This window comes from Geodermatophilus sp. CPCC 205506, assembly GCF_051383635.1.
Lineage (GTDB): Bacteria > Actinomycetota > Actinomycetes > Mycobacteriales > Geodermatophilaceae > Geodermatophilus.
Window position 1 is genome coordinate 1 of sequence record NZ_JALPKP010000061.1, and the last position, 22,562, is coordinate 22,562.

The 22,562-nt window shown below is 74.6% G+C and carries 25 protein-coding genes; 7 read left to right on the forward strand and 18 right to left on the reverse strand.

Going from position 1 to position 22,562, the window contains the following annotated elements; genetic code table 11:
* On the reverse strand, positions 1–309 hold a 309-nt coding region (locus tag MY520_RS24320), incomplete at its 3' end, for an alcohol dehydrogenase catalytic domain-containing protein (RefSeq protein ID WP_436695264.1).
* 207 nt (positions 310–516) lie between these two features.
* Between MY520_RS24320 and MY520_RS24325 the strand changes: the two genes are divergently transcribed.
* Both MY520_RS24325 and MY520_RS24330 read left to right on the forward strand, forming a co-directional pair.
* Complete coding sequence (locus tag MY520_RS24325; RefSeq protein ID WP_436695265.1) at positions 517–1,932, forward strand: OFA family MFS transporter; 1,416 nt, start codon at positions 517–519, stop codon at positions 1,930–1,932.
* A complete protein-coding gene (locus tag MY520_RS24330) occupies positions 1,929–2,078 on the forward strand; it encodes an MFS transporter small subunit (protein ID WP_436695266.1) in 150 nt (49 codons plus the stop codon). The genes MY520_RS24325 and MY520_RS24330 overlap by 4 nt, the downstream gene beginning before the upstream one ends.
* 33 nt (positions 2,079–2,111) lie before the next feature.
* Here MY520_RS24330 and MY520_RS24335 read toward each other — a convergent pair whose 3' ends face one another.
* The 7 genes from MY520_RS24335 to purB all read right to left on the reverse strand — a co-directional run bounded on the left by MY520_RS24335 (position 2,112) and on the right by purB (position 8,785).
* A complete protein-coding gene (locus tag MY520_RS24335; protein ID WP_436695267.1) occupies positions 2,112–2,489 on the reverse strand; it encodes a sterol carrier family protein in 378 nt (125 codons plus the stop codon).
* Positions 2,489–4,855 carry a phosphoribosylformylglycinamidine synthase subunit PurL gene (gene purL, locus MY520_RS24340; RefSeq protein ID WP_436695268.1) on the reverse strand — a complete coding sequence of 789 codons (2,367 nt, stop codon included), beginning with the start codon at positions 4,853–4,855 and terminating at the stop codon, positions 2,489–2,491. Before purL ends, MY520_RS24335 begins: the two co-directional genes overlap by 1 nt.
* Positions 4,852–5,523, reverse strand: a complete 672-nt coding sequence (gene purQ / locus MY520_RS24345; RefSeq protein WP_436695269.1) for a phosphoribosylformylglycinamidine synthase subunit PurQ — start codon at positions 5,521–5,523, stop codon at positions 4,852–4,854. The genes purL and purQ overlap by 4 nt, the downstream gene beginning before the upstream one ends.
* Positions 5,524–5,534: 11 nt before the next feature.
* Positions 5,535–5,774, reverse strand: coding sequence for a phosphoribosylformylglycinamidine synthase subunit PurS (gene purS, locus MY520_RS24350; RefSeq protein WP_436695270.1), 240 nt, complete (start codon positions 5,772–5,774; stop codon positions 5,535–5,537).
* 62 nt (positions 5,775–5,836) lie between these two features.
* Positions 5,837–6,598, reverse strand: a complete 762-nt coding sequence (locus tag MY520_RS24355; RefSeq protein WP_436695271.1) for an alpha/beta fold hydrolase — start codon at positions 6,596–6,598, stop codon at positions 5,837–5,839.
* A 1-nt stretch (position 6,599) separates the two neighbouring features.
* Positions 6,600–7,457, reverse strand: a complete 858-nt coding sequence (locus tag MY520_RS24360; RefSeq protein ID WP_436695272.1) for a phosphoribosylaminoimidazolesuccinocarboxamide synthase — start codon at positions 7,455–7,457, stop codon at positions 6,600–6,602.
* A 2-nt stretch (positions 7,458–7,459) separates the two neighbouring features.
* Entirely contained in the window at positions 7,460–8,785 is a 1,326-nt protein-coding gene (gene purB, locus MY520_RS24365; RefSeq protein ID WP_436695273.1) for an adenylosuccinate lyase, read from the reverse strand.
* An 86-nt stretch (positions 8,786–8,871) separates the two neighbouring features.
* Between purB and MY520_RS24370 the strand changes: the two genes are divergently transcribed.
* Positions 8,872–10,296: an AI-2E family transporter gene (locus MY520_RS24370; protein WP_436695274.1), complete on the forward strand. Its 1,425-nt coding sequence runs from the start codon at positions 8,872–8,874 to the stop codon at positions 10,294–10,296.
* A 79-nt stretch (positions 10,297–10,375) separates the two neighbouring features.
* Here the strand turns inward: MY520_RS24370 and purD are convergent, their stop codons facing one another.
* Entirely contained in the window at positions 10,376–11,632 is a 1,257-nt protein-coding gene (purD, locus tag MY520_RS24375) for a phosphoribosylamine--glycine ligase (protein WP_436695275.1), read from the reverse strand.
* Between the two features lie 21 nt (positions 11,633–11,653).
* Positions 11,654–12,676 (reverse strand): ribosome small subunit-dependent GTPase A, encoded by a 1,023-nt coding sequence (gene rsgA, locus MY520_RS24380; protein WP_436695276.1) that lies wholly within the window; start codon positions 12,674–12,676, stop codon positions 11,654–11,656.
* Positions 12,677–12,780: 104 nt separating this feature from the next.
* Between rsgA and MY520_RS24385 the strand changes: the two genes are divergently transcribed.
* Positions 12,781–13,824, forward strand: coding sequence for a glycerophosphodiester phosphodiesterase family protein (locus tag MY520_RS24385; RefSeq protein WP_436695277.1), 1,044 nt, complete (start codon positions 12,781–12,783; stop codon positions 13,822–13,824).
* A 3-nt stretch (positions 13,825–13,827) separates the two neighbouring features.
* Here MY520_RS24385 and MY520_RS24390 read toward each other — a convergent pair whose 3' ends face one another.
* Complete coding sequence (locus tag MY520_RS24390; RefSeq protein WP_436695278.1) at positions 13,828–15,117, reverse strand: adenylosuccinate synthase; 1,290 nt, start codon at positions 15,115–15,117, stop codon at positions 13,828–13,830.
* 67 nt (positions 15,118–15,184) lie between these two features.
* Between MY520_RS24390 and MY520_RS24395 the strand changes: the two genes are divergently transcribed.
* The 3 genes from MY520_RS24395 to MY520_RS24405 all read left to right on the forward strand — a co-directional run bounded on the left by MY520_RS24395 (position 15,185) and on the right by MY520_RS24405 (position 17,753).
* A complete protein-coding gene (locus tag MY520_RS24395; RefSeq protein WP_436695279.1) occupies positions 15,185–15,799 on the forward strand; it encodes a hypothetical protein in 615 nt (204 codons plus the stop codon).
* An 89-nt stretch (positions 15,800–15,888) separates the two neighbouring features.
* On the forward strand, positions 15,889–16,950 hold the full coding sequence (locus tag MY520_RS24400) for an ABC transporter permease (RefSeq protein WP_436695280.1): 1,062 nt from the start codon (positions 15,889–15,891) through the stop codon (positions 16,948–16,950).
* Positions 16,947–17,753 (forward strand): ATP-binding cassette domain-containing protein, encoded by an 807-nt coding sequence (locus tag MY520_RS24405; RefSeq protein ID WP_436695281.1) that lies wholly within the window; start codon positions 16,947–16,949, stop codon positions 17,751–17,753. Before MY520_RS24400 ends, MY520_RS24405 begins: the two co-directional genes overlap by 4 nt.
* A 61-nt stretch (positions 17,754–17,814) precedes the next feature.
* Here MY520_RS24405 and MY520_RS24410 read toward each other — a convergent pair whose 3' ends face one another.
* The 7 genes from MY520_RS24410 to MY520_RS24440 all read right to left on the reverse strand — a co-directional run bounded on the left by MY520_RS24410 (position 17,815) and on the right by MY520_RS24440 (position 22,560).
* Positions 17,815–17,958, reverse strand: coding sequence for a GPGG-motif small membrane protein (locus MY520_RS24410; protein WP_436695282.1), 144 nt, complete (start codon positions 17,956–17,958; stop codon positions 17,815–17,817).
* Between the two features lie 161 nt (positions 17,959–18,119).
* On the reverse strand, positions 18,120–18,701 hold the full coding sequence (locus tag MY520_RS24415) for a hypothetical protein (RefSeq protein ID WP_436695283.1): 582 nt from the start codon (positions 18,699–18,701) through the stop codon (positions 18,120–18,122).
* A gap of 79 nt (positions 18,702–18,780) precedes the next feature.
* A complete protein-coding gene (locus tag MY520_RS24420; protein WP_436695284.1) occupies positions 18,781–19,203 on the reverse strand; it encodes a DUF3151 domain-containing protein in 423 nt (140 codons plus the stop codon).
* Positions 19,203–20,237 carry a class II fructose-bisphosphate aldolase gene (gene fbaA / locus MY520_RS24425; protein WP_436695285.1) on the reverse strand — a complete coding sequence of 345 codons (1,035 nt, stop codon included), beginning with the start codon at positions 20,235–20,237 and terminating at the stop codon, positions 19,203–19,205. Before fbaA ends, MY520_RS24420 begins: the two co-directional genes overlap by 1 nt.
* Positions 20,238–20,298: 61 nt before the next feature.
* Positions 20,299–20,928, reverse strand: coding sequence for a pentapeptide repeat-containing protein (locus tag MY520_RS24430; RefSeq protein WP_436695286.1), 630 nt, complete (start codon positions 20,926–20,928; stop codon positions 20,299–20,301).
* Positions 20,929–20,931: 3 nt separating this feature from the next.
* Positions 20,932–22,284, reverse strand: a complete 1,353-nt coding sequence (locus MY520_RS24435) for an FAD-dependent oxidoreductase (RefSeq protein WP_436695287.1) — start codon at positions 22,282–22,284, stop codon at positions 20,932–20,934.
* Positions 22,285–22,296: 12 nt separating this feature from the next.
* The gene (locus MY520_RS24440) at positions 22,297–22,560 is read right to left on the reverse strand and encodes a hypothetical protein (protein WP_436695288.1); all 264 of its coding nucleotides are present in this window, start codon (positions 22,558–22,560) and stop codon (positions 22,297–22,299) included.
* Positions 22,561–22,562 lie beyond the last annotated feature (2 nt).

Consider the following 22,562-nt stretch of genomic DNA (forward strand, 5'->3'; position numbering starts at 1 on the left):
CTCGCCCTTCAGACAGGCCCGGCACTGCCCGCAGACCGCCCGCCAGTTGAGGATGACGAAGTCGCCGACCGCGACGTTGGTGACGCCGGCGCCGACCGCGGAGACGGTCCCGGCAGCCTCGTGGCCGAGCAGGAACGGGAACTCGTCGTTGATCCCGCCCTCCCGGTAGTGCAGGTCGGTGTGGCAGACGCCGCACGCCTGGACGTCGACGACCGCCTCACCCGGTCCGGGGGCGGGCACGAGAATCGTCTCGACGGTGACCGGAGCACCCTTGCTGCGGGCGACGACGCCCTTCACCTCATAGGCCATGCGGCGAGCCTAGAACGGGCGTCCGCGGCCTCCACGGGGACTCCCGGCATGCGGAAGCCGGGCGGGCGGTCGTTGAGTTCGCAACGAAACGGTCTCGGTCGGCGCGCGGTACGTCTGAGCTGGACGTAGCGTTCGCGCGGGTTCGTGACCCTGCGCGCGTGCCCGCCCGGGGCACCCCCGGGACGCCCCCCGACCGGAGGTCCGTCCGTGGCAGTACCGAGCTTCCTGGCCCGCGACAGAATCGTGGCCCGTCCGGGGTTCAACCGGTGGTTGATCCCGCCGGCCGCCCTGGCGGTGCACCTCTGCATCGGCCAGGCCTACGCGACCAGCGTCTACAAGACCGCCCTCGTCGAGCACTTCGACTCGAGCCTGACCGCGATCGGCATCATCTTCTCGATCGCCATCGTCATGCTCGGCGTCTCCGCGGCGTTGTTCGGCACCTGGGTGGACAAGAACGGTCCCCGCGCCGCGATGTTCACCTCCGCCTGCTTCTGGGTGGCCGGCTTCCTGGTCGGATCGCTGGGGATCGCGACCGAGCAGCTGTGGCTGCTCTACCTCGGCTACGGCTTCCTGGGCGGCATCGGGCTGGGGATCGGCTACATCTCCCCGGTCTCCACCCTGATCAAGTGGTTCCCCGACCGCCCGGGTCTGGCCACCGGTATGGCGATCATGGGCTTCGGCGGCGGCGCGCTCATCGCCTCGCCGCTGTCCCGCCAGCTGATGGACGTCTACGACCCGGCGTACGACGGCAGCGCGGGCACCGTGCCCAGCGGCAGCGCCGTCGCCCTGCTCTTCCTCACCCTGGGCCTGGTCTACCTGGTCTTCATGATGTTCGGCGCGTTCATCGTGCGGGTGCCGGCCGACGACTGGCGCCCCGACGGCTTCGACCCGGCGTCGGTCAAGAAGAAGGCGCTGGTCACCACGGAGAGCGTCTCGGCGAACAACGCGATCAAGACGCCGCAGTTCTGGCTGCTGTGGATCGTGCTGTTCTGCAACGTCACCGCGGGTATCGGCATCCTCGAGCAGGCCGCACCGATGATCCAGGACTTCTTCCGCGAGAACGGGTCCTCGGCCGTCGCCGCGACGGCCGCGGCCGGGTTCGTGGGCCTGCTGTCGCTGTTCAACATGGGCGGCCGGTTCGTCTGGTCCTCGACGTCGGACTACATCGGCCGCAAACCGATCTACATGATCTACCTGGGCGTCGGCATCGTCCTGTACATCATCCTGGCCACGCTGGGCAGCACCGCGACCTGGATCTTCGTCCTCACCGCCGCGGTGATCATCAGCTTCTACGGCGGCGGGTTCGCCACGATCCCGGCCTACCTGCGCGACCTCTTCGGTACCTACCAGGTGGGCGCCATCCACGGCCGGCTGCTCACCGCGTGGTCGGCCGCCGGCATCGCGGGGCCGCTCATCGTCAACGGCGTCCTGGACACCCAGGGCACGCCCGGCGAGCTGGTCGCGGCCAACTACCGGCCGGCGCTGTTCATCATGGTCGGCCTGCTGGCGATCGGGTTCGTCGCGAACCTGCTGGTCCGGCCGGTCGCCGCCACCTGGCACGAGCCGAAGGCCGCCGACCCCGCCACCGCTCGCGCCAACCCGGAACGGAGCGCCACCCGATGAGCTCGAGCCCGTCGCCGTCCCCGTCCCAGCAGCCGGCGCACACCCCGACCGGGCTGATCGCCCTCGCCTGGGCCCTGGTCGGCGTCCCGCTGGCGTACGGCCTCTACAACACGGTGAAGACCGCGATCACCCTCTTCACCGGCTGAGCCCGGTAGGGGCAGAAATGGCCATTTCTGCCCCTACCGGAGCGGGGGCAGGGGCAGGTGGGGGGACAGGTCGGCACGGTTGCCGCTGGCGGTGAGCCGGCCCTCCGCGACCGCGGTGCCCCAGTCCAGCCGGCCGCTGGCCAGCCGCAGCCAGGTGGCGGCGTCGGTCTCCACCACGTTCGGCGGGGTGCCCCGGGTGTGCCGCGGACCGGGCACGCACTGGACGGCGACGTGCGGGGGCACCCGCAACTCCACCGAGCGGCCGGGCACCTGCTGGGCCAGCCAGCGGGCGGTGGTCTTCACCGCCGCGCCGACCACCGACCGCGGCGGCTGCTCCGCCTCGCCCGCCAGCCACGCCAGGGTGGGTTCCAGCGCCGCCCGCAGCTCCTCGGCGGAGATGGGGGCGGGCATCAGCTGGTGGGGACGGTCCCCGCGGGGACGGCGCCGACCGTGGCCTCCGGCGTGCCGAACAGCGCCGGGAGGGTGGCGCTCCAGGCGGCGCGGAGCGCGGCCAGCGACAGGTCGGCCACGCCCTCGACGAGCAGCGCGTCGCCGCCCGTCGTCCCGAGGTCGGTGACCGGCACCCCGGCCTCCTCGGCGGCCCGCCGCACCGCGTGGGGGTCGGCCGTCGTCACCACGGCCCGCGCCGCGGACTCGCTGAACAGCGCGGTGAAGGCGTCTCCGGTCAGTGCCAGCCGGGCGCCGACGCCGTGCCGCAGGGCCGACTCGGCCAGCGCCTGCGCCAGGCCGCCGTCGGCGAGGTCGTGCGCGGAGCCGACGACGCCCTGACGGCTCAGCGCGGCGAGCAGCTCGCCGAGGGACCGCTCGGCCGCCAGGTCGACCGCCGGCGGGCGGCCGCCGAGATGGCCGTGCACGACCGACGCCCAGGCCGAACCGCCGAACTCCGGCCGGGTCTCGCCGAGCAGCAGCACGGTCTCCCCCGCCGTCCGCCAGCCGGTCGGCACCCGCGTGCGGACGTCCTCGTGCACGCCGAGGACGCCGATGACCGGCGTCGGGTTGATCGCCACGTCACCGGTCTGGTTGTAGAGGCTGACGTTGCCGCCGGTGACCGGAAGGCCCAGGTCGCGGCAGGCGTCGGCCAGCCCGCGGACGGCCTCACCGAACTGCCACATGACCTCGGGCTCCTCCGGCGAGCCGAAGTTGAGGCAGTTGGTGACCGCCAGCGGCCGCGCGCCGGAGACGGCGACGTTGCGGTACGCCTCGGCCAGGTTGAGCTGCGCGCCGGCGTACGGGTCGAGGCGGGCGTAGCGGCCGTTGCCGTCGAGGGCCAGCGCGATGCCGCGGTGGCTCTCCTCGTCGATGCGGACCACGCCGGCGTCGTCGGGCGGGGCCAGCACGGTGTTGCCGCGGACGTAGCGGTCGTACTGCTCGGTCACCCACGTCTTGTCCGCGCCGTCCGGGCTGGCGACGACGGCCAGCCAGTGCGCGGCGAGCTCGTCGGGCGTCCGCGGGCGGCGCAGCGCCGCAGGGTCGTCGGCCTGCAGGTCGTCGAGGTCGGCCGGCCGCTGCATCGGGCGCTCGTAGACCGGGCCCTCGTGGGCGACGGTGCGCGGCGGGACGTCGACGATCCGCTCCCCGTGCCAGTCGACGGTCAGCCGGTCGCCGTCGGTGACCTCACCGATGACGGTCGCGAGCACGTCCCACTTGCGGCAGACGGCGAGGAAGGCGTCGACCTTGCCCGGCTCGACGATCGCGCACATGCGCTCCTGGGACTCACTCATCAGGATCTCGGCCGGGGTGAGCGTCGAGTCGCGCAGCGGGACGGCGTCCAGGTCGACGTGCATCCCGCCGGTGCCGGCGCTGGCCAGCTCGCTGGTGGCGCAGGAGAGCCCGGCGCCGCCGAGGTCCTGGATGCCGGTGACGAGGTCGGCGGCGAAGATCTCCAGGCAGGCCTCGATGAGCAGCTTCTCGGTGAACGGGTCGCCCACCTGCACGCTCGGGCGCTTGGCCGGCCCCTCCTCGTCGAAGGTCTCGCTGGCCAGCACGCTGACGCCGCCGATCCCGTCGCCGCCGGTGCGGGCGCCGAACAGGATCACCTTGTTGCCGACGCCCTCGGCCTTGGCCAGCCGGACGTCCTCGTGCTTCATCACGCCGACGCACAGCGCGTTGACCAGCGGGTTGCCGGCGTAGCAGTCGTCGAACAGCAGCTCGCCGCCGATGTTGGGCAGGCCCAGGCAGTTGCCGTAGCCGCCGACGCCGGCCACGACCCCGGGCAGCACGCGGGCGGTGTCGGGGGCGTCGGCCCGGCCGAAGCGCAGCGAGTCCATGACCGCGATCGGCCGCGCGCCCATGGTGAGGATGTCGCGGACGATGCCGCCGACCCCGGTGGCCGCGCCCTGGTAGGGCTCGACGTAGCTGGGGTGGTTGTGCGACTCGACCTTGAAGGTGACCGCGTAGCCGTCCCCGACGTCGACCACGCCGGCGTTCTCGCCGATGCCGACCAGCAGGGCGTCGCTGGGCGGCAGGTCGCCGAACCGGCGCAGGTGCACCTTGGAGCTCTTGTAGGAGCAGTGCTCGCTCCACATGACCGAGTACATCGCCAGCTCGGCGGTGGTGGGCCGGCGGCCGAGGATGCCGCGGATCCGGTCGTACTCGTCGGACTTCAGCCCGAGCTCGGCCCACGGCTGCTCGTCGTCGGGGTTCTTCCCGGCGATCTCGACGGTGTCGACACCCGCGCCTCGACTCCGACCTCGTTCCGCTCCTCGCTCGCTGGCGCTCGCTGCGATGCTCGCTCGGGCGTCGTCTTCGGAGTTCACGCGTTCACGACCGCCTTCAGCACGGAGGTGAAGAAGCCCAGCCCGTCGGTGCTCGGGCCGGTGAGGTCTTCGACGGCGTGCTCCGGGTGCGGCATGAGCCCGACCACGCGCCCGTTCTCGCTGGTGACACCGGCGATGTCGTTCGAGCTGCCGTTGGGGTTGCCGTCGACGTAGCGGACGGCGACCCGGCCCTCGGCCTCGAGCCGCTCGAGGTCCGCCGGCGCGGCGACGTACCGGCCCTCGCCGTTCTTCACCGGGACGACGATCCGCTGGCCGGCCTCGTAGGACGCCGTCCACGCGGTGTCGGCCCGCTCGATGCGCAGCACCTGGTCGCGGTTGCGGAAGTGCAGGTGGCTGTTGCGGGTCAGGGCGCCCGGGAGCAGGCCGGCCTCGCAGAGCACCTGGAAGCCGTTGCAGATGCCGAGCACGGGCATGCCGTCGCGCGCGCGGTCGACGACGTCGCGCATCATCGGCGCCCGCGCGGCGATCGCGCCGGCCCGCAGGTAGTCGCCGTAGGAGAAGCCCCCCGGCAGGACGACGGCGTCGACCCCCTGCAGGTCGTGCGACGCGTGCCAGAGCGCGACCGGCTCGGCGCCGGCCAGCCGCACCGCGCGTGCGGCGTCGACGTCGTCCAGGGAGCCGGGGAAGGTGATGACACCGATGCGCACGACGATCTCTCTCAGTCGGTGGGGAGGTGCAGCTCGACGTCCTCGATGACGGGGTTGGCCAGCAGCGTCTCGGCGATCTGCCGCAGCTCCGCCTCGTCGGGCGTCCCGTCGACCTCGAGCACGAAGTGCTTGCCCTGGCGGACGCTGCGCACGCTGTCGTGGCCGAGCCGGCCCAGCGCTCCCAGCACCGCCTGACCCTGGGGGTCGGAGATCTCCGGCTTCAGGACGACGTCGACGACCACCTGGGACACGCGGACGAGGGTACCGGGGTGGCGTGGCCCACTCGCCGCGGTGCGGGTGACGCTCCCCACGGTCACGGGGCGAGCAGCGACCAGACCGCCTCGGGGGCCTCCCAGTGGGCGTTGTGGCCGGCGCCCTCGAGCAGCACCGCGCCGGGGTCCACGCGGCGCATCGCGTCGAGGCCGACCATCGGGTCGGCCGCGCCCGCGGCCAGCCGCAGCGGCGCCACCGCCCGGGCCAGCACCTGCTCGACCGGCGGGCCGACGGCGCCGAACGCCCGCGGGTCGAGCGCCGCGGCGAACCCGCCGTCCACCTCCCGGACGCCGGCCCGCGCGACCGGGTCCTCCGGTGCCGCCAGCCCGGCGAGGCCGGCCAGCCGCAGGTGCCGGTCGGCGGCCTCGGCGGCGGTCGGGAAGACCTGCGACGGGCGGGCGGCCATCGACCGCGCGCGGGCCTCCTCCTCGGGCGTCCAGTCGATCTTCACCCCGACGGCGACGACGCGGGCGACGTCCACGCCGTACCAGCCGCCGGCCAGCACCGCGCCGACGACGCCGCCGAACGAGTGCCCCAGCACGGTCACGCGGGACGCCCCCGTCGCGACCGCCACCGCCGCCATGTCGGCGGCGTGCGCCGCGTAGCCGTACGGCGGCTCGGCCACCGAGCGGCCGTGCCCACGCAGGTCGGGCACCGCCCAGGAGCCGGGCCACGACGCCTCGACCACTGGCAGCAGCCGGTCCCACACCGCGCCGGTGGCGCCCAGCCCGTGCAGCAGGAGCAGCAGGTCCTCCCCGGACCCGCCGGAGCGGTACGCGATGCCCGCGCGCGTCTCGGCCACGTCAGCGGAAGGTCGTGCCGGTCAGCCGCTCGTAGGCGGTGACGTACCGCTCCCGGGTCGCCTCGACGACGTCGGCGGGCAGCTCCGGCGGCGGGGAGACGCGGTCCCAGCCGGAGTCGGTCAGCCAGTCGCGGACGTACTGCTTGTCGTACGAGGGCTGCGCGGCCCCCGGCGACCACAGCGTCGCCGGCCAGAAGCGGGACGAGTCCGGCGTGAGCACCTCGTCCCCGAGGGTCAGCCGGCCGTCGGCGTCCAGGCCGAACTCGACCTTGGTGTCGGCGAGGACGATGCCGGCCTCCAGCGCGATCTCCGCCCCGCGGCGGTACAGCGCCAGGGTCAGCTCGCGCAGCTCGCCGGCGCGGGCCTCGCCCACCGCTGCGACGACGGCGGCGAAGTCGATCGCCTCGTCGTGCTGGCCCACCTCGGCCTTGGTCGACGGCGTGAACACGGGCTCGGGCAGCTGCGAGCCCTCCACCAGCCCGGCGGGCAGCGGGACGTCCCGGATCGACCCGGTCCGCTGGTACTCGACCGTCCCGGAGCCCGACAGGTAGCCGCGGGCCACGCACTCGACCGGGAGCATCTCCAGCCGGCGGACCAGCATCGCCCGGCCGGCGACCTCCGCGGGGACGTCGGTCGCCGACAGCAGGTGGTGCGCGGCCCCGAACGACGACAGGACCGGCGTCAGCTGCTCGAACCACCACACCGACAGCGCGGTGAGCACCCGACCCTTGTCCGGGATCGGCGTCGGCAGCACGTGGTCGTACGCGGAGATCCGGTCCGACGCGACCAGCAGCAGCCGGTCCGGGCCGGCGTCGTAGATCTCGCGCACCTTCCCCCGCGCGACGAGCGGCAGGTCCACGCTCACGTGAGGGCGGCCAGCCGCTCGAACAGCGGGTCCAGCTGGGCCACGTAGCGCTCCGGCCGGCAGATCTCGTCCAGCCGGGCCTCGTCGAGGGTCACCCCGGAGGCCGCGGCGCGGTCGCGGAGGGTCTGCCGGAACGGCGTTCCGGTGTTCCAGGTCTCCATGGCCGCGCCCTGCACCAGCGCGTAGGCGTCCTCGCGGGAGAGCCCGCCCTCGACCACCTCGAGGAGCACCGACGACGTGTAGATGAGCCCGCCGGTCGACTCCAGGTTGGCCCGCATCCGGCCGGCGTCCACCACCAGGCCCTCCACCAGGCCGGTGGTGAGGTGCAGCAGGTAGTCGGTGGTGATCGCGGCGTCGGGCAGGAAGACCCGCTCGGTGGAGGAGTGCGAGATGTCCCGCTCGTGCCAGAGCGGGATGCCCTCCATCACCGGCACGACGGCGGCCCGCACCACGCGGGCCAGGCCCGCGATGCGCTCCGACCGGATCGGGTTCTTCTTGTGCGGCATGGCGCTGGAGCCCTTCTGGCCGGAGCCGAAGGCCTCCGACAGCTCCCGCACCTCGGTCCGCTGACCGTGCCGCACCTCGAGCGCGATGGTCTCGCAGACCGTGGCGATGATCGCCAGCGCGGAGACCCACTCGCTCACCGAGTCGCGCATGACGACCTGCGTGGAGGCGTCGGCCGGCCGCAGCGACAGCGCCTCGGCCACGGCGACCTCGACCGACGGGTCGATCAGCGAGTACGTGCCGACCGCGCCGGAGATGGCGACGACGCCGACCCGGTCGCGGGCCGCCCGCAGCCGGTCGCGGGAGCGGGCCGCGGCGAAGGCGATGTCGGCGACGCGGTGGCCCCACACGACGGGCTCGGCGTGCACGCCGTGGGTCCGGCCGACCTTGATCGTGTGCCGGTGCTCCAGACCGTGGTCGCGCAGCACGGCCACCAGCCGGTCCAGCCGCGCCAGCAGCAGGTCGGTCGCCTCGGTCAGCTGCACCGCCAGCGCCGTGTCCAGCAGGTCCGACGACGTCATGCCGTGGTGCACGTAGGCGGCCGCCGACCGGGGCGTGGTGTTGTCCGCCCACGCGGTGAGGAAGGCGATGACGTCGTGCTGCGTCGTCTCCTCGATCTCCGCGACCCGCTCCGGCGTGGGTGGCGGCGCATCGCGCACCGGCGCCACCACGTCGGCGGGCACCCGCCCGGCCGCGGCGTGCGCCTCCAGCACGAGGGTCTCCACCCGGCACCAGAGCTCGTACTTGTGCTGGTCGCTCCAGACCCGTCCCATGTCGGGGAGGGTGTAGCGCTCGATCATGCGGGTACCGCCCGCCACCGGTCAGCTCGTCGCACCACGGGCACAGTGTCCCGTAGGGCTAACGTGATCATGGACGGGCCCCAGAGCCCGGGCGGAGGTACACGATGCTGCGACGCGCGGGCTCCCTGGTGGCGCGGGCCCGGGAACGCATCCGCGCCGCCGCGGAGCACGACCCGTACCACTGGCCCGAGCGCGACGGCGACCGGGCGATCCTGGTCCACGACGACGTCCCGGCCGACGCCGACCCCGAGCCGTCCGGCGAGGAGGCGCCCGGCGACGAGCCCGCCGACCGGCCCCCGCTGGGCAGCCCCGAGCCCGGTGCTCCCGACCTCGACAGCCCCGGCGGCGTCAGCGGGCCACCCCCTGGCGGCCGCCCGCACCGCACCGGCCACCACGTCCGCCGGCTGACCGGCGCCGACCGCGTCCCCGCCGTCGACGCCGCCGTCCCGGCCGGGCTGCGGATCGCCGCGTCCTGGTCGTGGCGGCTGATCGCGGTCATCGCCGGTGTCTACGTGCTGCTCTACGCCGCCGCGTACGTCGCCGTCGTCGTCGTCCCGGTGTTCGTGGCGCTGCTGCTGGCCGCGCTGCTGCAGCCGGGCGCCGCGGCGCTGGTTCGGCACGGCTGGCCCCGGTCGCTGGCCGCGCTGGCCATGCTCGTCGTCGGCCTCGGGGTCGTCGCCGGGATCATCACGCTGGTCGTGGAGCGGTTCACCGCCGGCTTCTCCGACCTCGCCGACCAGGTGAACCAGGGCCTCACCCAGATCCGCGACTTCGTCGTCGACACCTTCCCGGTGTCGCAGCGGCAGATCGACGAGGCGCTGACGGCCGCCCAGGAGGCGCTCGTCGCCAACCAGGACACGCTCACCTCCGGGGCGATCACCACCGCGGCGACCGTCGGCGAGGTGTTCGCCGGCATCGTCCTGGCGCTGTTCACGCTGTTCTTCTTCCTCAAGGACGGCCGGTCGATCTGGCTCTGGCTGGTGGGGCTGTGCCCGGCCGACGCCCGCGCCTACATCGACGAGGCGGCCCGCCGCTCCTGGCGCACGCTGATCTCCTACGTGCGCGCCACCGTCGCCGTCGCGCTGGTCGACGCGGTGGGCATCGGCATCGGGCTGGCGATCCTGCAGGTGCCACTGGTCATCCCGCTGGCCGCGCTGGTGTTCCTCGGCGCGTTCATCCCGATCATCGGGTCGTTCCTCGCCGGGACGGTGGCGGTGCTGGTGGCGCTGGTGGCCAACGGCCCGATCACCGCGCTGATCACGCTCGCCGTCGTCGTGCTGGTGATGCAGCTGGAGGGGCACGTGCTGCAGCCGCTGCTGCTGGGTCGCGCCGTCCGCGTGCACCCGCTGGCCGTCGTCCTGGCGATCGCCGCCGGGCTGCTCATCGCCGGCATCTTCGGCGCGCTCATCGCCGTGCCGATCGTGGCGTGCGCCAACGTGGCCGGCACCTACCTGGCCCGGCGGCACGACGGGCCGCGGCCACCCGAGCCGCGCCCCGACCGGGCGCGCCCGGCCGTCACCGTGGAGTAGGAGAAGGACCCCGTCCCACCCACCCCTCGCAAGCTCGGGGCGGTGCCCTGGACGGTGCCAGTCGCGACGTCCTGACCTGTCAGCCGACGGCGACCCTGCCCTCGACGGCGGCCAGCGCGATGTCGGTGCGCCAGTGCGCGTCGGCCAGCCGGACGCCGGCCACCCGCTCGTAGGCCAGCTGCCGGGCCGCGGCGAGGTCGGCGCCCACAGCGGTCACCGCCAGCACCCGCCCGCCCGCGGACCGGACCGTCCCGTCCGCGTCCGCGGTGGTGCCCGCGTGCAGCACCCCCGCGCCGTCGGCGCCGGTGATCGGGTCACCGGTGCGCGGCCGCTCGGGGTACCCCGGCGCGGCGACGACGACCGTGACCGCGGCGCCCGCGCGCCAGCGCAGCGGCGGGTGGTCGGCCAGCGTGCCGGTGGCGGCGGCGTGCAGCAGCCCGGCCAGCGGGGTCTCCAGCAGCGGCAGCACGACCTGGGTCTCGGGGTCGCCGAAGCGGGCGTTGAACTCGACCACCCGCAGGCCGCGGGAGGTCAGCGCGAGGCCGGCATAGAGCAGCCCCGAGAACGCCTCGCCGCGGCGGGCCATCTCGTCGACGGTCGGCTGGAGGACGGTGGCCAGCACCTCGTCGACCAGCCCGGCCGGCGCCCACGGCAGCGGCGCGTAGGCCCCCATCCCGCCGGTGTTCGGGCCGGCGTCGCCGTCGTCGCGGCGCTTGGCGTCCTGCGCGGGCACCAGCGGCAGCACCGTCGTCCCGTCGGTGACGGCGAACAGCGACACCTCGGGGCCGTCGAGGTACTCCTCGACCAGCACGGCGCCGCCGGCGTCGAGGACTCGGTGCCCGTGGGCGACGGCGGCGGCCCGGTCGGTGGTGACGACGACGCCCTTGCCCGCGGCCAGGCCGTCGTCCTTGACCACGTACGGCGCCCCCGCCTCGTCCAGCGCGGTCTCCAGCTCCGCCGGGCCGCCGACCGGCCACGAGCGGGCGGTCGGCACACCCGCGGCGGTCATCACGTGCTTGGCGAAGGACTTGCTGCCCTCGAGCTGGGCCGCCTCGGCGGACGGTCCGAAGCAGGCGATCCCGGCGTCCCGGACCGCGTCGGCCGCCCCGGCCACCAGCGGCACCTCCGGGCCGACGACGACCAGGTCGGCGCCCCAGCCGGTGGCCAGCGCGGCGATCGCGACCGGGTCCGCGACGTCGACCGCGGCCGGCTCGGCGATCGTGCGGGTGCCGGCGTTACCCGGCGCGCAGGCCAGGGCGGTGACCGCCGGGTCGTCGCGCAGAGCGACGCACAGGGCGTGCTCCCGGGCACCGGAACCGATCACGAGCACACGCACGGACGGCGACCCTACCGACCCTCACCGCATGCGGTTGGGCTGCGCCCGGTAGGCCCGGTACAGGGCGCGGACGCGGGCGTGCTCGGCGGCCCGGGCCCGGGCGTCCGAGCGCAGCGCCTGCCGCCGCGCCTCGGCCTGGAGCTTGCGCCAGGCGGCGTAGCGGGCCGGGTCCAGCCGGCCCTCGGCGATCGCGGCGGCGACGGCGCAGCCGGGCTCCGAGCGGTGCCCGCAGTCGCGGAACCGGCACTGCTGCGCCAGCTCGGTGACGTCGGCGTAGGTGGTGTCGATGCCCTCGTCGTCGACCAGCCCCAGCTCCCGCATGCCCGGGGTGTCCACCAGCAGGCCGCCGCCGGGGAGCAGGTGCAGCTCGCGGGCGGTGGTGGTGTGCCGGCCGCGGCCGTCGCTCTCGCGGATCGCGCTCGTCGCGATCAGCTCCGCGCCGAGCAGCGCGTTGGCCAGGCTGGACTTCCCGACGCCGGAGGGGCCGACCATCGCCGCCGTCCGGCCGGGGCCGATGCGGGCGGCGACCTCCGCCACGCCGGCCCCGCTCACCGAGCTGACCGGCAGGACGTCGACGCCGAGGGCGGACTCGGCGACCTCCTGGACCGCGGCGGGCACGTCGTCGCACAGGTCGGCCTTGGTGAGGACGACGACCGGCGTCGCCCCGCTGCCCCACGCGACCGCGAGGTAGCGCTCGACCCGGCGCAGCCGCTGCGGGCCGGCGAGGGCGTCGACGACCAGCACCGCGTCGAGGTTCGCGGCCACGACCTGCGCCGCCGACGTCCGGCCCGCGGTCACGCGGGTGAACGCCGTCCGGCGGGGCAGCACCGCCACGGCCAGCTCGCCGCGCAGGGCCACCCAGTCGCCCACGGCCGCGCCGGTGTCCCCGAGCAGCGCGGTACCCGGGTGCGCGCGCAGCTCGCCGTCGGCGGTCAGCACGGTCAGCCGGCCGCGGTCCACGCGGGCGACCCGCCCCGGGACGCAGTCGGGCGGCAGCTCCCCGGCGCGCTCGGGCGTCCACCCCAGGAGTGAGAGATCCGTCACGTCCGCATGGTGGCGCGCAGGTCAGCACGCTGTCGTCCGAATTGTCCGCGGATCACACCCGCACGTTCGCGTTCTGTTCAGGTGGCTGCGGTGTTCTCAATGACATGCACGCGAGCGAGTCGCTGGCAGTGGACCCGGCGACCGGCCTCCGCCGCCCCGTCGTCGTCGGCCACCGCGGCGCCCCCGCCTACCGCCCCGAGCACACCGCAGGCAGCTACGAGCTCGCCATCGACCTCGGCGCCGAGCTCATCGAGCCCGACGTCGTCGTCAGCCGGGACGGCGCGCTCGTCGTCCGGCACGAGAACGAGCTGTCGCGTTCCACCGACGTCGCCGGCCGGCCCGAGTTCGCCGGCCGGCGCACCACCCGGGTCGTCGGGGAGCGCGAGCGCAGCGGCTGGTTCGCCGAGGACTTCACCCTCGCCGAGCTGCGCACGCTGCGGGCGGTCGAGCGCATGCCCGAGCTGCGCCCGCTGAACACGCCCTACGACGGGCGGTTCGGCGTCCTGACGCTGGCCGAGGTCGTGGAGCTGGCCCGGCGCCGGTCCACCGCCGCCCGGCCCGTCCGCGTGCTCGCCGAGCTGAAGAAGCCGCGCTGGGCCGGCGAGCACGGCCTGCCGATGGTCGACCTCGTCGCCGCCGAGCTGCGCCGGCTGGGGGCGGACACCCCCGACGGCACGGTCGTGCTGCAGTCCTTCGACGCCGCCGCGCTGCGGGAGCTGCGCGCCGAGCTGGGGGACGCCGGGCCGACGATGCTGCAGCTGGTCGACGACGTGGCCGCCGACGACGCGATGGTGACCCCGGCCGGGCTGCGCGAGGCCAGCACCTACGCCCAGGGCATCGCGCCCAGCCGGCACCGGATCCTGCTGCGCGACGCCGACCAGGCGATGACCGGCGTCTCCACCCTCGTCAGCCAGGCGCACCGGGCCGGGCTGCTGGTGGTGCCGTGGACGCTGCGCCCCGAGAACGCCTTCCTGCCCCGCCACCTGCGCCGCGGGGAGGACCCCGCCGCCCCCGGCGACATGCAGACCGAGGCCCGGCTGCTGTTCGCCCTCGGCGTCGACGGGCTGATCACCGACGCGCCCGAGATCGCCCTCCGGGCACGTCAGGAGCTGGTCACCGCGCGGGACCGCACCCCGACGACCAGGTGACGTTCAGTTCAGGAGGTCGTGGACGACGACGTTCTCGTCGCGGCCCGGGCCGACGCCGATCACGCTGACCCGCGCGCCGGAGAGCTCCTCCAGCCGCCGCACGTAGGCCTGCGCGTTGGCCGGCAGCTCGTCGAAGGTGCGGCAGTTCCGGAGGTCCTCGAACCAGCCCGGCATCTCCTCGTACACCGGCGTGGCGTGGTGGAAGTCGGTCTGGGTCATCGGCATCTCGTCGTGCCGGACGCCGTCCACGTCGTAGGCCACGCAGATCGGCACCGTCTCCAGGCCGGAGAGGACGTCGAGCTTGGTGAGGAAGTAGTCGGTGATCCCGTTGACCCGGCTGGCGTAGCGGGCCACGACGGCGTCGAACCACCCGCAGCGGCGGTCCCGCCCGGTGGTGACGCCCACCTCGCCGCCCTGCTTGCGCAGGTACTCGCCGTTGGCGTCGAACAGCTCGGTCGGGAACGGGCCGGAGCCGACGCGGGTCGTGTAGGCCTTGAGGATGCCGACCACCCGCTCGATCCGCGTGGGGCCGATGCCCGAGCCGGTGGCCGCCCCGCCCGCGGTCGGGTTCGACGACGTCACGAACGGATAGGTGCCGTGGTCGACGTCGAGCAGCGTGCCCTGCGAGCCCTCCAGCAGGACCCACTCGCCGGCGTCGAGGGCCCTGCCGAGCAGCAGCCGGGTGTCGATGATCCGGTGCTTGAGCGCCTCGGCGTACTCCGCGTACTCCTCGACGACCTCGTCGACGTCGATCGCCTTGCGGTTGTAGACCTTGACCAGGATCTGGTTCTTCTCCTGGAGCGTGCCCTCGAGCTTCTGCCGGAGGATCGACAGGTCGAGGAGGTCCTGCACGCGGATGCCGGTGCGGGCCACCTTGTCGCCGTACGCCGGGCCGATGCCGCGGCCCGTGGTGCCGATCTTCCGCTTGCCCAGGAAGCGCTCGGTGACCTTGTCGAGGGCCCGGTGGTGCGGCATGATCAAGTGCGCGTCCGAGGAGATGACCAGGCGCGAGGTGTCCACCCCCCGCTCCTCCAGGCCGGCCAGCTCACCGATCAGCACCTCCGGGTCGACGACCACGCCGTTGCCGATGACCGGCGTGCACCCGGGGGTGAGGATGCCCGACGGGATCAGGTGCAGGGCGTAGCGCTCCCCGTCGGGCGTGATCACCGTGTGGCCGGCGTTGTTGCCGCCCTGGTACCGCACCACGTAGGGCACCCGGCCACCGAGCAGGTCGGTGGCCTTCCCCTTGCCCTCGTCGCCCCACTGGGCCCCGATCAGCACGACTGCCGGCATCTCGCTGTCGATCCCCTCAAGCGTCGGCACCGGCGGATGACCGGCTGGCAGGTGGCAGGGTATCCGCATGTCGCTCGCCGAGTTCGACCTGCGCGGCCTCGGGCCCGGCCAGGCGCCGTCCCGGGACGCCGTCGCGCCGGCGGCCGAGGCGGACGCGGTGCTGGTGAAGGGGCCGGTGGCGGCGCTGGCGGCGGTGCTCGCGGTCCTGCACAAGGCCGGTCGTACCGCGCTGGTCCCGGTGTCGTGGGAGCCGGCCGACGACACCTCCTCGACCGGCCTGGCCCGCGCGCTCGGCGTGGGCACCGGCGACGTACGGGAGCTGAGCCTGGTGCGCGACGACCACGGAGGGGTGCTGCTGCACCACGGCCGGCTCGAGGCGGCCGGCGAGGAGCGCCGTCGGCTGGCCCGGCGGTTCGGGGCGCAGGCCCACAACGACGCGGTGAAGGTCGCCGACGGGCAGATCACGCGGATCGACGTCCGGCCCGACTGGCGGCAGGCGGACACCCTGGGCGTCGTCGTCATGACGCTGCCGCTGCGGCCGGCCCGGCGCACGTCCGGCCGCGCGGTGCAGATCGCCTGCGACCCGGCGCGGGTGGTGCGGGACGGCGTCCCCTACCCGCGACCGGTCAGCCGGTGGACCTGGTACGCCGACGACCGGGTGCGCTGGCGGTTGCAGCCCTGACACGGGAGGGAGCCGGAGCCGGGCGTCTCGTGGACACTGAGCACCTCCCTCCCCGAGGAGGCCCCGCTGCCGACGTCCCGTCCCGGCCCGTGACCGCCGACGGTCTGCCCTCGTTCAGGCCGCACCCGGCCGGGCTGACCCCTGCCCGGCGCCGGCTGGTCGACCGGGCCCTGGCCCGCCCCAGCCTGGCGGCGTTCGCGGGCCTGGCGGTGGTGGTGGCGTTCTTCGGGGCGCAGGCGCCCGAGCTGCTCACCACCGGCGGGCTGGCCAGCGTCCTGGACGCCGCGGCGCTGCTGGGCATCGGCGGCGTGGCGGTCGCCCTGCTGCTGGTGTCGGGTCAGTTCGACCTCTCGATCGGCATGGTCGCCGTCGGCAGCGCGCTGGTCACCGGACTGCTGATCGGGCAGGCCGGCTGGAGTGCCTGGCCGGCGCTGGTGGCGTCGCTGGCCGCGGCGCTGGCGGTCGGGGTGGTCAACGGCCTGATCGTCGTCCGCAGCGGGCTGCCCAGCTTCCTGGTGACGCTCGCGACCTTCCTGGTGCTGCAGGGGGTGGCGCTGGCCGGCACCCGGGCGATCACCGGGTCGGTGCGCATCGAGGGTCTGGGGTCGGCGCCGGACTGGTCGTCGGTCACGGCGGTGTTCGGGTCCACGGTGCAGGTCGGCGACGGCCGGTTCCGGATCGCGCTGCTCTGGTGGCTGGTGCTCACCGCGGTGGCGTCCTGGGTGCTGTGGCGCACCCGGTTCGGCAACGCGGTCTTCGCCGTCGGCGGCGCCCGCCAGGCGGCCCAGGAGCTCGGGGTCCCCGACCGGCGGACGACGATCGTCCTGTTCTGCTGCACCGCGGCGGCCGGCTGGCTCATCGGCACGCTCGGCCTGGTGCGGATCGGCGGCGTCCAGGGCGGCCCCGGACTCGGGACGGCGATCGAGTTCGTCGTCGTCGCGGTCATCGGCGGCTGCCTGCTCACCGGCGGCTACGGCTCGGCGGTCGGCGCCGCGGTGGGCGCGCTGGTCTACGCCGTGGCCCGCCAGGGCGTCGTCCTGGCCGGGTGGGACGCGCGCTGGTTCGAGGCGTTCCTGGGCGTGCTGCTGCTGGTGGCGCTGCTGACCAACGGCGTCGTGCGCAGCCGGCTGCGGGCGGTGCCGCGGTGGTGAGCGAGCCGGCCGGCCCGGTGCTGGAGCTGCGCGGGGTCAGCGTCCACCACGGCAGCGTGCCGGCGCTGGCGCGGGTCAGCGCCGCCTTCGGCCCGGGCGAGATCACCTGTGTCCTCGGGGAGAACGGCTCGGGGAAGTCCACGCTGGTCTCGGTCCTCTCCGGGCTGCGCCGGCACGACGAGGGCGAGCTGCTGCTCGATGGCCGCCCGGTGCGCTTCCGGTCGCCGAAGGACGCGCGCGCCGCGGGCATCGCCACCGTCTGGCAGGACCTCGCCGTCGCACCGCTGCTGTCGGTGTGGCGGAACTTCTTCCTCGGCGCCGAGCCGACCCTCGGTGCGGGCCCGCTGCGCCGGCTGGACCTGGCCACGGCGCGGGAGACGACGGTGCGGGCCATGGCCCGGGTCGGCGTGCTGGGGGTCGACCCCGACCAGCCGGCCGCGGCGCTGTGGGTCGGGGGGCGGCAGAGCCTGGCCATCGCCCGGGCGCTGCACTTCGGTGCCCGCGCACTGCTGGTCGACGAGCCGACGGCGCCCATGACGATCGCCCAGCACACCCTCGTCGGGCGGGCGGTGCTGGCCGCCCGCGCCCAGGGGCTGGCGGTCCTCGCGGTCACGAACAACCCGCGCTACGCGCACCTGATCGGCGACCGCTTCCTGCTGCTCGCGCACGGGCACGTGGCGGGCGACCTGACGCGTGAGGACGTCGACGCCGACGTCCTCACGCGCCTGATGGCCGGCGGTGACGAGCTGACCGCGCTCACCACCCGGCTGCGGCAGCTGCACCCGGAGCTCGACGAGCGCTGAGCGGCCCCGTCCCGAGGCTCGCGCCGAGCGGAGCGCGGCGCGAGGAGGACGGGGTCCCTGTTCAGGTGAAGATGCTGACGCCGCCCGGCCCCACGAGAAGACCGACGACGATCAGCACGATGCCCCAGAGCAGCTGCCTGCGCAGGAGCGCGACGATGCCGGCGACGACGAGGATGACGGCGAGGATCCAGAGAAGCGTTGCCATGCAGCACCTCCGGTGAGGGGCGTCCGTGCCGGACGCCGGGGACGGAGCGTAACGAGCAGCGGGCGAACGCGCACGTCGAACGATCACACATCGTGACGAAACCGCAACCTGGTGATCGTTCACGACTCCCGGTCGACCCGGCCGGCGCCCCCGGTTCCTGATCACGCCGCGGGGTGGATCAGCCGCCCCAGCAGGTCCACGTGCCAGTCGACGTGGGCCCGGCGGCCGAGGTGCCCGCACGGCCGGACGAGGTCGAAGCGGGTGAGGACGGTGCCGGCGTCGGCCCACAGCAACGCCAGGTGGCCCGCGTGCGGGCGCGGGGCGTCGGGGCGCTCGCCGAGGTCGAGCTGCAGCTGCCGGCTGGGCCTCTGCCGGTAGAAGGCGCGCAGGCCGTCGGTGGCGGCGGCGGGGATCTCGCCGTCGTCGGAGCGCCACACCCGCAGGACGTCGGTGGGCGTGCGCAGGATGAGACCGCTCATCGGCAGCCCCAGGTTGTCGGTGCCGGTGCCGCCGAGCTCCAGCAGCGGGTCGGAGAGCTCGTCGGGTGAGGCGCCCCAGGGCCGGAGCCGCTCCATCGCCTCCCGGCGGACCAGCTGGTGGTCCAGGTGCCGGTCGGCGGTGGGGTTCCACCCGTGCTCGGCGTGGACGGCCGCGCTGACCGCGACACCGGCCGACAGGGCCTGGTGGACGGCGAGCAGCAGCGGCCGCAGCCGATCGACGACGGCGGCCGGTGAGTGCTCCACGGTGCCCCAGTCTGCCCGGAGGCACCGACGTCCCCGGCCTGAGGGGCAGAAATGGCCATTTCTGCCCCTCAGGCCGGGGTCAGGGCGCCAGGTTGGGGTCGCTGTCGAGCAGCAGCTGGGTGCAGCGCTCCTGCTCGTCGGTCTCGCCGATCGCCTCGGCGGCCCGGGCCAGCACCGTCAGGCAGCGCAGGAACCCGCGGTTGGGCTCGTGCGACCACGGCACCGGGCCGAAGCCCTTCCAGCCGTTGCGGCGCAGCGCGTCCAGCCCGCGGTGGTAGCCGGTGCGGGCGTAGGCGTAGGCCTCGATCGTGTCGCCCAGCTGGCGCTCGGGGCGGTTGAGCGCCTCCTCGGCCAGCGCCGCCCAGGCCGCGCTCACCGTGGGGTGGTGGGCGGCGACCTCGGCGGCCGGCGTGCCCGCGGCCAGCTCGGCGTCGGCCTCCGGGTTCGGCGGTAGGAGGGTGGCCGGCGGCTCGCCGAGCAGGTTGTGGTGCGCGTGGCTCATCAGTTGCCCTGCGACTGGCCGGCCGACAGCAGGTCCTCGCAGGCCTGGACGATGCGGGCGGCCATGCCGGTCTCCGCGGCCTTGAGGTAGCTGCGCGGGTCGTAGGCCTTCTTGTTGCCGACCTCGCCGTCGACCTTGAGGACGCCGTCGTAGTTGCTGAACATGTGCCCGACGATCGGCCGGGTGAAGGCGTACTGGGTGTCGGTGTCGACGTTCATCTTCACGACGCCGTAGGAGAGGGCCTCGCGGATCTCCTCCTGCGCCGACCCCGAGCCGCCGTGGAACACCAGGTTGAAGGGCTTGCTGCCGTCGGCCTGGCCGAACTCGCGGGCGACGACGTCCTGGCCCATCTTGAGGATCTCCGGGCGCAGCTTGACGTTGCCGGGCTTGTAGACGCCGTGCACGTTGCCGAAGGTGGCGGCGAGCAGGTAGATGCCCTTCTCCCCCAGGCCGAGCGACTTGGCGGTGGCGACGAAGTCGCCCTCGGCGGTGTACAGCTTGTCGTTGATGTCGTGCGAGACGCCGTCCTCCTCGCCGCCGACCACGCCGATCTCGACCTCCAGCACGATCTTGGCCGCGGATGCCTTCTCGATGAGCTCCTCGGCGATCGCGAGGTTCTCGGCGAGGTCGATCGCCGAGCCGTCCCACATGTGCGACTGGAACAGCGGCGCCTGGCCGGCGTCCACCCGGTCCTTGGAGAGGGCGATCAGCGGGCGTACGTAGGAGTCGAGCTTGTCCTTGGGGCAGTGGTCGGTGTGCAGCGCGACGTTGACCGGGTACTTCTCGGCGACGACGTGCGCGAACTCGGCCAGGGCGACTGCACCGGTGACCATGTCCTTGACCTTGGTGCCCGAGGCGAACTCCGCCCCACCGGTCGAGAACTGGATGATGCCGTCGCTGCCGGCGTCGGCGAAGCCCCGCAGGGCCGCGTTGACCGTCTCCGACGAGGTGCAGTTGATCGCCGGGTAGGCGAACCCGCCCTCCTTGGCCCGGCTGATCATGTCGGCGTAGACCTCTGGGGTCGCGATGGGCATGCGAGGCACTCCTTGCGTCGGGGGTGGCGCTTGCTCGGCGGCCAGTATCCCGCCGGTCGGTTCAGTCCGGGGTGTCGGGGCGGACGTCCAGGCCGAGGGCGGTCACCAGGGTGACGGCCTGGGAGACGTCGATCCGCGCGCGGGCGAGCTCGACCGTGCGGGGGTCGACCGCGGACAGGTCCGAACCGCGCAGGTCAGCGCCGCTGAGGTCGGCCCGGTGCAGCTCCGCGCCGGACAGGTCCAGGTGGCGCAGGATCGCGCCGGACGCCCGCGCGCCGGCGAGGTCCGCCTCGCGCAGCCGCGTCCCGGTGAACGCGGCGCGCCGGAGGTCCGCGCCGGCCAGCCCGACGAAGGACCAGTCGCCCCGGGTGACGGTCATCAGGTCGAAGGTGCAGCGGTCGAACGTGCTGCCGGTGAGCTTGCAGTCGGTGAACTCGGCCCGGGCGAACGAGCAGCCGGTGAAGGTGCAGGCCACGAAGGCCGCGTCGGTGTGCCGGGAGAGGGTGAACCGGCAGTCGCGGAAGACGCACTCGGTGAAGACGGCGCCGACGTCGGTGGTCTCCGACAGGTCCACCCCGCTGAACGCCACCCGGGTGTGCTCCCGGCCGGAGAGGTCCTCGCCGTACCAGTCCCCACCCGGGACGTCGGTCTCCGTCGTCGGCGGCTGCGCCCCGTCCCTGCGGTCGGCCACCGCTCACCCCTGCTCGACGCGGCTGGCCACCCGGGCGACGACGACGACCGGGTCGTAGGTCGGGGAGAACGGCGGGGCGTAGGAGAGGTCGGAGCCCGCGAACTCCTCCGCGGTCAGGCCGGCCCAGATCGCGGTGGCGAGGACGTCGATCCGCTTGCCGCTGGTCGGCCCGCCGACGATCTGCGCCCCGAGCAGCCGGCCGGAGCCGCGGTCGCTGATCAGCTTCACCGTCATCGGGTCGGCGCCGGGGTAGTAGCCGGCCCGCGTCGTCCCCTCGATCGTCTCGACACGGCAGTCGTACCCGGCCGCCTCCGCCTCGCTGGTGCACAGCCCGGTGCGGGCGACCTCGAGCTCGCCGACCTTGGTCAGCGCGGTCCCGAGGACGCCGGCGAACCGCGCCGGCCGGCCGCCGATGACCGAGCCCGCGACCCGGCCCTGCTTGTTGGCGTGCGTGCCGAGCGCGACGTGGGCCGGCTCGCCGGTCAGCCGGTGGTACGTCTGCGCGCAGTCCCCGGCGGCGAACACCTCCGGGTGCGACCGGCTGCGCTGGCTGCGGTCGACGTCGACGGCGCCGGTCTCGCCCAGCCGCAGCCCGGCCTCCTGCGCGAGCCCGGCCTCCGGCCCCATGCCCAGGCCGAGGACGACGAGGTCGCAGGGGTAGCTGCCCGCGTCGGTGCGCACGGCCCGGACCACGCCGTCGGCGTCGGTCTCGACCTCCCGCACCGGCTGGTTCGGCTGGACGTCGATGCCCATGTCCCCCATCGCCTTGCACACCCGCTCACCCATGTCGGCGTCCAGGAGGGACATCGGCAGCGGGTCGGCGAGGACGACGGTGACCGACAGCCCGCGGCCGTGCAGCACGTCGGCCATCTCCAGGCCGATGTAGCCGCCGCCCAGGACCACCGCGCGGCGGGCGCCCGCGGCCACCGCGGCCCGGATGTCGGCGCCGTCGGCCAGCCGGTGCACCCCGTGCACGCCCTCGGCGTCCAGGCCCGGCACGGGCGGACGCAGCGGCCGGCCACCGGTGGCCACGACCAGCCGGTCGTAGCCGAGCATCCCGCCGGTGTCGGTGCGGACGGTGCCGGCGTCGAGGTCGATCGCCTCGGCGCGGGTCCCGGTGCGGACGTCGATGTCCTGCGCGGCGAAGTCCCGCGGGGTGCGGGCGATCAGCCGGTCGCGGTCGGACACCACCCCGCCCACCCAGTAGGGGATGCCGCAGGCGGAGTAGGAGACCTCCGGCCCCTGCTCGAGGACGGTGATGGCCAGCTCGCCGGCCGGCCGCAGCCGCCGGGCCTGCGCGGCCGCGGACATGCCCGCGGCGTCCCCGCCGATCACCAGCAACCGGTCAGCGCTCATGCGGTCAGCGTGTCACCCGGGCGTCCCACCTGCGTGGTCGCGCCGGAGCAGGTCCACCGCCCGGGTGGCGGCGGCCAGCTGGGTGGGCGCCTGCGCGACCGACCAGCGGCGGGTGGCCCGGTCCACGGCGAGCGTCGTCCAGCCCTCCCCGTCCTCACCGGACAGGTGCACGAGCAGGGTCGCGGCGTCGTGCTCGACCCGGCAGCGGTGGTCGGGGCGCGCGTGCAGCGTGCCGCGCCGGGCGGCATCGGCGACGAACGACGTCCAGCGGGCCACGC

Bases quoted from the DNA above. Each gene is read 5' to 3' on its own strand.
- MY520_RS24435 (WP_436695287.1), bottom strand. From the start codon at position 22,284: ATGAGCGCTGACCGGTTGCTGGTGATCGGCGGGGACGCCGCGGGCATG.
- MY520_RS24395 (WP_436695279.1), top strand. From the start codon at position 15,185: ATGTCGCTCGCCGAGTTCGACCTGCGCGGCCTCGGGCCCGGCCAGGCG.
- MY520_RS24420 (WP_436695284.1), bottom strand. From the start codon at position 19,203: ATGAGCCACGCGCACCACAACCTGCTCGGCGAGCCGCCGGCCACCCTC.
- MY520_RS24385 (WP_436695277.1), top strand. From the start codon at position 12,781: ATGCACGCGAGCGAGTCGCTGGCAGTGGACCCGGCGACCGGCCTCCGC.
- MY520_RS24335 (WP_436695267.1), bottom strand. From the start codon at position 2,489: ATGCCCGCCCCCATCTCCGCCGAGGAGCTGCGGGCGGCGCTGGAACCC.
- MY520_RS24330 (WP_436695266.1), top strand. From the start codon at position 1,929: ATGAGCTCGAGCCCGTCGCCGTCCCCGTCCCAGCAGCCGGCGCACACC.
- MY520_RS24390 (WP_436695278.1), bottom strand. From the start codon at position 15,117: ATGCCGGCAGTCGTGCTGATCGGGGCCCAGTGGGGCGACGAGGGCAAG.
- fbaA (WP_436695285.1), bottom strand. From the start codon at position 20,237: ATGCCCATCGCGACCCCAGAGGTCTACGCCGACATGATCAGCCGGGCC.
- MY520_RS24370 (WP_436695274.1), top strand. From the start codon at position 8,872: ATGCTGCGACGCGCGGGCTCCCTGGTGGCGCGGGCCCGGGAACGCATC.
- MY520_RS24410 (WP_436695282.1), bottom strand. From the start codon at position 17,958: ATGGCAACGCTTCTCTGGATCCTCGCCGTCATCCTCGTCGTCGCCGGC.